The sequence below is a fragment of the Streptomyces sp. NPDC004667 genome (assembly GCF_040609475.1).
Classification (GTDB): Bacteria; Actinomycetota; Actinomycetes; order Streptomycetales; family Streptomycetaceae; genus Streptomyces.
In genome coordinates this window covers 1-9,010 of the sequence record NZ_JBEXKC010000150.1, presented here as the reverse complement: position 1 = coordinate 9,010, position 9,010 = coordinate 1, and the positions used below count along the sequence as shown (strand labels likewise).

The 9,010-nt window shown below is 72.2% G+C and carries 6 protein-coding genes; all 6 read right to left on the bottom strand.

Annotation, left to right across the window (positions count from 1 at the left end):
* Positions 1-90: 90 nt before the first annotated feature.
* A complete protein-coding gene (locus ABZW32_RS37610) occupies positions 91-1,203 on the bottom strand; it encodes a type IV pilus twitching motility protein PilT (protein ID WP_356225093.1) in 1,113 nt (370 codons plus the stop codon).
* Positions 1,200-5,081, bottom strand: a complete 3,882-nt coding sequence (locus tag ABZW32_RS37605) for a hypothetical protein (protein WP_356225091.1) — start codon at positions 5,079-5,081, stop codon at positions 1,200-1,202. Before ABZW32_RS37605 ends, ABZW32_RS37610 begins: the two co-directional genes overlap by 4 nt.
* Positions 5,078-5,602: a type II secretion system protein gene (locus tag ABZW32_RS37600; protein ID WP_356225089.1), complete on the bottom strand. Its 525-nt coding sequence runs from the start codon at positions 5,600-5,602 to the stop codon at positions 5,078-5,080. Before ABZW32_RS37600 ends, ABZW32_RS37605 begins: the two co-directional genes overlap by 4 nt.
* The gene (locus ABZW32_RS37595; RefSeq protein ID WP_356225088.1) at positions 5,599-6,033 is read right to left on the bottom strand and encodes a type II secretion system protein; all 435 of its coding nucleotides are present in this window, start codon (positions 6,031-6,033) and stop codon (positions 5,599-5,601) included. Before ABZW32_RS37595 ends, ABZW32_RS37600 begins: the two co-directional genes overlap by 4 nt.
* A complete protein-coding gene (locus ABZW32_RS37590; RefSeq protein WP_356225086.1) occupies positions 6,030-7,241 on the bottom strand; it encodes a type II secretion system F family protein in 1,212 nt (403 codons plus the stop codon). The genes ABZW32_RS37595 and ABZW32_RS37590 overlap by 4 nt, the downstream gene beginning before the upstream one ends.
* 86 nt (positions 7,242-7,327) lie before the next feature.
* On the bottom strand, positions 7,328-9,010 hold a 1,683-nt coding region (locus ABZW32_RS37585; protein ID WP_356225084.1), incomplete at its 5' end, for a GspE/PulE family protein.

The following is a 9,010-nucleotide window of genomic DNA, read 5'->3' as shown; positions in this document are numbered from 1 at the left end:
GGGCGCACGACCCGCCGGCCGAACGCTTCGTCCGCGCCGCCGCCGTCCCGGCGGCCACCACGGGCCGGCGCCCGGCCTCCCATCCGACGGTCACGTGCGGCCGACCAGGACCTGGGGCCGCTGGACGTCGTCCGGATGAGCCGTGTGCGGCAAGGCTTCCTCGTAGGTGACGGTGCCCGCCGCGACGAGGGCGTTGATGCTGCTCTCCAGGGTCTGCATGCCGTCCCGGTGGCCGGTCGCGATCATGTTGCGGATCTGGCGGGTCTTGCCCTCGCGGATCAGGTTGCGGATCGCCGAGGTGCCCACCAGCACCTCGAAGGCGGCCACCCGGCCCCCGCCGGTCCGGGGGATGAGCGTCTGGTTGAGGATGCCGACCAGGGTGTGGGCCAATTGCAGCCGGATCTGCGGCTGCTGTTCGGCCGGGAACACGTCGACGATGCGGTCCAGCGTCTGCGACGCATCGTTGGTGTGCAGGGTGGCGAACACCAGGTGCCCGGTCTCGGCGATGGTCAGGGCCGCGGAAATGCTCTCGGAGTCGCGCATTTCGCCGAGGAGCAGGACGTCGGGGTCCTCACGCAGGGCCGAGCGCAGCGCGGCGGGAAACGAGTCGGTGTCGGTGCCGACCTCGCGCTGGCTGACCGCCGCGCGCTTGTGCCGGTGCAGGTACTCGATCGGGTCCTCGATGGTGAGGATGTGCACCGACCGGTGCGTGTTGACGTGGTCGAGGAGCGCCGCGAGGCTCGTCGACTTCCCGGACCCGGTCGGACCGGTGACCAGCACCAACCCGCGCGGCATGCCCGCCCACCCGATGACGACCGGGGGGAGCCCGAGCCGCTCGGACGACGGCACGTCGAACGGGATGATCCGCAGCGCCAGCGCCGACGCGCCGCGCTGCACGAAGGCGTTCCCGCGCAACCTGGCCCGCTCCCCCCAGCTGAACGCGAAATCGACCTGCTTCTCCCGGCGGAACCGTTTCGTGAGTACCTCGCCCAGCACCCCGGTCACCAGGCGATCGACCTCCGGCTCGGTCAACGCGGCCCCCTCGACCGGTCGCAGGGCGCCGTCGACGCGGAGGAACGGCGCCGATCCGGCGGTCAGCAGCAGGTCGCTGCCGCCCCGCTCCGACAGCTCGCCGAGCAGGTGTTCGATGATCGCGGCACTCGGCCCGGACATGGTGGTCTCCAAGGTGGTGTGCTGGTTCACGGCAGGACCGTCCACTGCTTGACGGTGGCGGCGTGGCCGTCGAAGGACACGGCGGCCCGCAGGAGCGGGCCGGACAGCAGGTCGATCCGGGTGCCGGCGAGGCGCTCGGTCGCGCCGCCGCTCCCGGCGGTGACGGTGTAGGTCACCGTCAGCCCGGCCAGCTGCGAGGCATGGGTCAGGCCGCACGAGGTCAGGTCGACCCGGTCGGTCACCGGGCCGCTCGATCCGATGTGGACCGGCACGTCCGGTGAGCCGTCGGCACCGGTACAGGTGCTGCCGGCGAAGTCCACCGACACCTTCACCGACTTCACGTCGCCGTCGTCCTGGTGCGCCAGCTGGAGGACGGCGTGGTCGAGCGGTCCGGGCGTGGCCGGTGCCGGCGGGGCGTAGCCGCCGAACGTGAGGGACGCCCGGCCGCCGCCGGGGACGGTGGCGTCCGTGACGTCGACGGGCGCGCCGGGAGCCGGGGCGGTGAAACCGGTGATCGCGGTGACCGACGCCGGCTTCGCGATCACGGCCGGATAGGCCGTGAACTGCACCGGCTCCGGAGGGATTCCGATCACCGGGCGGAGGTATCCGGCAGCCGGGCGGATGCCGAGACCGATGGTCCGGGCGATGATGCCGCGGGTGACGACCTGCGAGCCGACCTGACTCATCGACAGGTCGACGGCAGCGGTCGGCGCGTAGACGGTGCCGTTGATGACCAGGCGGCTGTGATCGGCGGCCGTGTCGGCGTCGTCGGTCGACTTCAGCACCGCGCAACCGCTGCCCGCGGTGAGACAGCCGGACAGGGCCCTGAGGGACGGGGCCCGGAACACGATGCCGAGCTCGACGCCGTCGAGCCGGTCGGTGGCTTCGCTGCTGCCCGCGCCCAGCCTCGCCGCGTAGTCGACGGCGAGCTTGGACACCTGGTCGTACGTGCTGACCCCGCAGCCGCCGAGGTCGACCACGTCGACACCGAGTGCCGCTCCACGGGAGGCCAGCGTGTGGTTCGCGTCGCAGGCCGTGCCGGTGCCGGAGACGGTCAGCGTGGCCGTGGGCGGCTCAGCCGGGGAGGGCGCGGCAGGCGGTCCCGGCGGCGACGGCGGCGACGGCGGTCCCGGCTGCGGGGGCGGTGCCGGGGTGGCGTCGTCGTCCTGGTGCGATACGCGCAGCACGACCTTGTCGATCACCGCCCCCGCCGGCAGGGGCAGCATCGAGAACGCGCCGAGCCTGACCGACGCCGACGGGGTGGCCGTGGTGAGCGTCGCGGCCGAGGCGGTGGTGTCGATCGCCCGCGCGTCGTTCGGGTCGAGGAACGCCGCGGCGGCGGGCGTCGCCGCGCTGATCGCCGTGGTGGGCCGTACCGCGACCGCGGGCCTGTAGGCCAGTTCCAGCGTGACGCCGTCGAGCTGATCGGTGGCGCCGGTGCTACCGGCGCCGAGGGTGGCGGTGTAGGTCACGGCCAGGCCGGTCAGCTGGGCGGGGTCGGTCAGTCCGCAGAGGGCGACCAGGTCCAGGGTGTCGGTGGCCAGGGCGCCCTGGTGCGTGGCGAGGTTCCGCGAGGCGGTGCAGGAGCCGGGTAGGCCGGGCCCGGTCAGGGTGACCGCTGCCGTCGGCGGCGGACCTCCGGCCGCACCGGGATCGTCGCGATGCGCGACGCGCAGCAGGGCCCCCTCCAGGACCGAGCCGGGCACCACCGCAGGGGTGTCGTAACCGCCGAGGCGGATGGTGGCGGTCGGCGTCGTGACCGGAGCGAGCGTGGCGCGGGCCGTCTTGGCGCCGTCGATCGCCCAGGCGTCGGCCGCAGGGGTGAACGTCGTCGACTCCGCGCTCGTCGCCGCCCGGGGCGCCGGCGGGTCGTGGACGACTTCGAGCCAGATGCCGTCCAGGGAATCCGTGCCGGCGGTGCCGCCCCCGTTCAGAGCGGCGCTGTAGGTCGCGGTCAGGCCGGTCAGCTGCGCGGGGTCGGTGATGCCGCATGCCTTCAGGTCGACGCGGTCGTCGCCCAGGCCGGCCCGCGCGGTGAGCGGCAGGTCGGTGCAACTGCCGCCGCCGTCCGCGGGGGTGACGTCGATTCTGGGCGCCGCCGCGTCGCCGGTCTCCCGATGGGCCACCCGCAGCACGACGGAGTGGATCGTCGAGCCCGGCTGCACCGGCGGCCGGCCGAACCCGGCCAGGGTGATCGACGCGGACGGGGCCGCCGTGCTCAGGTCGGCGCCCGCCACCGACGCCGTCGGCTGTTCGCCGATCTCCAGGGCGTTGTCGGCAGCGGTACCGGTGGCGGTGAACCCGGCCGATGCGGTCACGGCGGTCGGCTTGAACGTGGTCGGCGTGCGGTAGGCGACCTCCAGCCAGACGCCGTCAAGGCGTTCCGTGGCGGTGGCGGCACCGGTGTCCAGGGTGGCGGCGTAGGTCACGGTCAGGCCGGTGAGCCGCGCCGGGTCGGTGAGCCCGCACGCGCCGAGCAGGTCGATGGGGGGATCGGTGGCGAGCGCCGTGTGCCGGGGCAGGTCGTCGGTGCGGCAGGTGTCCGCGCCGACGGCGGTGGTGACCTTCACCGCGCCGGGGGCGGTGAGGCCGCCGTCGTCCTCGTGCCGGACGTGCAGCGTCGCGCCGGTGATGACCGAGCCCGGCGGCACCCGCGGGGTGAACCCGGCGAGCCGCATCGAGGCCGACCGGCGTTTCGCCGGGTCGAGGACGGCGTCGGCCGTGCAGCCGGCGGTGCCCGTCGGCTGCGAACACCCGGGCAGGGCGGGCCGTTCGCCGGCGGTCAGGCTGTGGCCCGGGTCGGCGAAGCCGGTGTTGGTGACCACCGCTGTCGGCTTCAGGGTGTGGGACGGCTTCGGCGGCTGGACCCCGTACACCGCCACCTGCTGCGCGTCCGGGGTCACCGGGGCACAGAGCTCGACGTGTCCGCGGTCGACCTGGAGCCGGCTGCCGCCGCCCATCATGACCTCGACCCCTTCGGGTCGCGTCCGGTCGCAGCCGCCCGGAGCGGGGACGGCCGGGCGGGTGGCGGCCCCGGGATCCCAGCCCGCCTGCGTGCCACCGACCACGCTGACCGTGGGGTCGTTCACCGTCCAGACCGCGGCGCCGCCGGTGAAGGTGAAGTCGAAGGAGTAGACGCCCGGCAGCAGCCACACGACGACGCCGGGGCAGTCGCCACCGGTGAGGCGGGTGAGGGCGCGGGCGTCGTCGTAGTAGCCGGGCTGCAACCGCACCAGCCAGGAACCGGGGCTGGGGCACGAGGGCACCGTCCGCCGGACCGGGACGGCCGTGGCGGGCGGGGCGTAGTCCGGGTCGGCGCCCACGACCGCGTCGGCGGGGGCCGACGGGGTGTCGTTGGCGCAGTCGTGCGCGTACGGCGTCTGGGCCGGGGACAGCCGGGTCTGGGACACGGCACCGGAGCAGTCGCCGACGGCGGAGACATCGCCCGACACCACCATCGAGGCGCCGGCGCCGGCGGTGATGTCCGCGTGGGAGAACACGCTGCCCTGCACGCGCAGGCCGGGCGTGCTCACGTTGACGCCGTCCTTCGCCGCCCGGCCCAGACCGAGCAGCGCGTTCTGCGGCTGGGTCGCGCGTGTGGTCGTGGGAGACGCGTTGAGGGGGTCGCAGTGGACGATCATCTGCCGGCCGTTGATCGGCGGGGCGGTGTAGTCGGCGCACGGGTTGCCCTGCGAGAAGTTCTTGATCGCGAGCTGTGTGGCACCGTCCGCGCTGTAGTCCCGCTTGCCCTGGTCGACGTACGCGCCCGCGGCCTTCAGCCCCGTGCCGGCGAAGGACAGGAGCGAGACGGTGACCAGGCTGAACACGACGACGAAGGCCAGCGCGAGGACCAGAGTCGCGCCCTGTTCGTCGTCGCGCGGGCGGCGCGGATCCAGGCGGCCGGTCATGACGAGCTCGATCGTCGGACGGCGGTGAGGGCCGTCGGGGGCGCGGCGGGGTCGCTCTGCACGGTCAGCGTTACCTCCATGGGTGAGGTGCACGAGGTCTCGGCACCGCAGCTCAGAGTCACGGGATGGGTGGATGCGGCGTTCTCGAACCGGCCCAGCAGCGTGGTGGTGACACCTCCGCCGGTGCACTTCACCCGGTTGAGGGAGCCGGTCGGCCGGTCGTAGGTGTAGACGATGTCGGTGCCGGGCCGGCTCAGGTGGACGATCACGTCGGCGACCCCGCACGCGGGGTCGGTCGTGACGCCGACGGCGCTGTGCACGTCGCCGTAGAAGTAGCCGCCCAGCGCGCCCGCCGCGGCGGTGGCGGCCACCCGCTTCTCGGTGTCCGCCGTGAACCGCAGTCCGAGGACGATCGCCTTGGGCAGCAGTACCCCGATGATGCCCAGGATGACGATCGTGACCAGCAACTCGGTCAGGGTGAAACCTGACTCCGAGTGCCCGGTGGGCCGTTGCTTCGTCATGACAGCATCGACTCCCGCTTGACCACTTCGAGGGTCGCGTCCTTGACGGGGTGCGGGCCGGTCGAGTGGAGGGTGAGCGTCACCTTCTGCACTCCGGTGTCGGCGGTCGGGCAGGCCTTGGCGAACGTGCCGACCCCGTCCCAGTACTCGATCGTGACGGTCATGGTGTACCCGGGCGGCGGCGCCGGAGTCTCGTAACCACCGGCGCAGGACACGTACGGGTCGCTGACGACCTTCTCGGCGGCGCTGCGGATGACCGAGTCGGCGCCGGTCACCTTCTGCTGCCTGACCGAGCTGATGATCGCGGTGCCGATGCCCCCGAAGATGGTCACGAAGGCCACGCCCATGAGGACCACGGCGACGAGTACCTCGATCAGTGTCTCGCCCTCTTCGCCGCGGCGGCGCCGCGGGCGTCGTGTCGTGCCGGTCACTGGACTTCGACCTGGTTGTAGACGCCGTAGATCGCCGAGAGCAGGGCGACGGCCACGAACCCCACGACGACCCCGACCATGATCACCACGGCGGGCTCGAACAGGCTGGTCAGCCGCTTGAGTTTGTGCTGGAGTTCCTTCTCGTAGAACTCCGACACGTTTTCGAGCTGGTCGTCGAGGGTTCCCGTCTCTTCCCCCACGCGCATCATCTGGGTGACCGCCCCGGGGAACAGCCTGGTGCGGGCGATCGGCTGCGAGATGCCGCCGCCCTCGAGCATCTCCACCCGGGCTTTGCCGAGGGACCGCTCGTACACGAGGTTGTTGGCGCCCGCGCCGGCCAGGCTGAGTGCCTCCGGGATGGGCACGCCGGCCTTGATCATCGAGGTCAGGATGCGGCAGAACCGTTCGATGACCATGTAGCGGACCACGTCGCCGACCACCGGCATCGCCAGCAGGAAGCGGTCGCGCAGCACCCGTCCCCGCTCGGTCCGCAGACCGGCGACCAGTGCCGCGACGAGCGCGGCGAGCACGCCGAGGATGACCGGGTACCAGGCCGTGACGAAGTCGGTGAAGCCCAGCAGGATCCGCGTCGGCAGCGGCAGTTCCGCGTTGAAGGAGTCGAAGAACACCTTGAAGCGGGGCAGCACGAAGATGACGAGGACGAGGACGACGGCGAGGGCCAGGGCCATCACCAGACCCGGATAGGTCAGGGAGGAGCGGATGGTGCGCCGGCCCTCGACGTCGCGTTCGATGTAGCGCGCCAACTGGGCCATCACCACGTCGAGTTCACCGGTCGCCTCCGCCGAGCGCAGGACGGAGATGTAGAACGGCGGGAGCGCCTTGGTGTGGGTGGCCATCGAAGCGGCGAAGCTCTCGCCGAATCGCAGCGAGTCCATGACGTCGACGAGCACCTTGCCGAGCTTCTTGTCCTTGGTTTCGGCGCGGATGATCTCCAGGGCGTCCAGGATGGGTACTCCGGCCTTGATGAAGGCGGCCATCTGGCGGGAGAAGTTGCTCAGCTCGACCAGGTCGACCTTCTCCGTGGTGAGTTCGAGCTGCAGCAGGCTGCGGCTCGCGGCCGTGACCGACTGCACCTCGTAGCCCTGCCGGGTCAGGCTGTCGGTCACGCCGTCGACGCTGGAGCCCGTGAGCACGCCGGTGGCGCGCTTGCCGTCCGGGCCGACGGCGACGTACTTGAAGGTGGCCATGCCGGTGCTCTCCTGGATTCCGGGGTGTCAGAGGTTCGTGTGGTCAGCGCGTGTGGGCGTGGCACCCGGCGAGCCGGCCGCCGGGTCTAGACCACGTACACGCTGGACATGATCTCGGCGATGGTCGTGACCCCCTCCTCCACCAGACGGACGCCGCCGTCCAGGAGGCTTTCCATGTGCTGCTCGCGGGCGGCCTTGCGCAGGCTGTTGATCGGCGCCTTCTCGACGAGGAGCCGCTTGACCGTGTCGCTCATGACGAGCAGTTCGAAGACGCCGATCCGCTCCTGGTAGCCGGTCCGGGAGCAGAAGTTGCAGCCCCGGCCCTGCCAGAACCCGGCGTCGGTCGACCCGCCGGCCTTGGCGAAGAAGGCCAGTTCGTCCACGCCCGGCCGGTACGGCTCGCGGCACTGGTCGCAGATCCGCCGCACCAGGCGCTGGCTGACCACCCCGGCGACCGTGGAGGTGATCAGGAACGGCTCGATGCCCATGTCGGTGAACCGGTGCAGCGCGGAGCAGGCGTCGGCGGCGTGGATGGACGACAGGACGAAGTGGCCGGTGAGAGCGGACTCCACCGCGATCCGCGCCGTCTCGCCGTCCCGGATCTCGCCGACCAGGATCACGTCGGGGTCCTGCCGGAGGATCGAGCGCAGCCCGGTTGCGAACGAGACGCCCGCCTGTTCGTTGATCTGGATCTGGTTGACCGACGGGACCACGTACTCCACCGGGTCTTCGATGGTGGTGATGTTGCGCTCGCTCTGGTTCAGCTCGCCGAGCGTGGCGTACAGGGTGGTCGTCTTGCCGCTGCCGGTCGGTCCGCCGCAGGCGACCATGCCGTACGGGGAGCGCAGCAGGGACGAGAACCGCTCGTAGGTCGCGGCGGGCATGCCGAGCTCGGCCAGCCGCAACAGGCTGCGGTTGCTGTCGAGCAGCCGCAGTACCGCCTTCTCGCCCCAGATGGTGGGGGTGGTCGCGACCCGGATGTCGACCGACCTGCCGTCGATCCCGGTGGCGATCTGCCCGTCCTGCGGGCGCCGCCGGTCGACGATGTTCATATTGGCCATGATCTTGATCCGGCTGACCACGGACGGGCCCATGTTCTCCGGCAGGCTCAGCACGTCGTGCAGCGCGCCGTCGATGCGGTACCGGACCCGGACCCGGTCGGCGTGCGGTTCGATGTGGATGTCCGAGGCCCGGTCGCGCAGGCCCTGGGTCAGCATGAGGTTGACCAGGTGCACGACCGGTGCGTCCTCGCTCACCACCCTGGCCCCGGAGGCCGCGCTCCGGCCGGTCTCGGTCGCCTTGAAGGCCTCGACCAGGCTGCCGACGCCGGACAGCGCCCGGTAGGCGCTGTCGATCGAGCGCCGGATGTCCGAGGGAGCCGCGATCGCCAGCCGCACCTGATCCGGCGCGACGGCCCGGCCCACCTCGTCGAGCACGCGCGGGTCACCCGGGTCGCCCGCCGCGATCAGCAGGGTGCCCTCGGCCCGCCGCACCGCGACGACGCCCAGCGAACGGGCCAGCGCCTCGGGCACCCGGGCCGCGGCCTCGGGATCGGGTTCGCTCTGGCGCAGGTCGGCCACCGGGACGCCGAGTCGGACCGACAGCGCCTCGATCAGCGACCGCTCGTCGACCATGCCGAGTTCGACCAGCAGGGCGCCGAGCCGCTTGCCCGACGCCGACTGCTGCAGGAGCGCCTCGTCCACCGGCGCCGGGGTGAGCAGCCCGCGCGGCACCAGCAGTTCCCCGGTGCGCGGCCCCTCCTGCCCCGC

Bases quoted from the DNA above. Each gene is read 5' to 3' on its own strand.
- ABZW32_RS37590 (WP_356225086.1), bottom strand. From the start codon at position 7,241: ATGGCCACCTTCAAGTACGTCGCCGTCGGCCCGGACGGCAAGCGCGCC.
- ABZW32_RS37600 (WP_356225089.1), bottom strand. From the start codon at position 5,602: ATGACGAAGCAACGGCCCACCGGGCACTCGGAGTCAGGTTTCACCCTG.
- ABZW32_RS37605 (WP_356225091.1), bottom strand. From the start codon at position 5,081: ATGACCGGCCGCCTGGATCCGCGCCGCCCGCGCGACGACGAACAGGGC.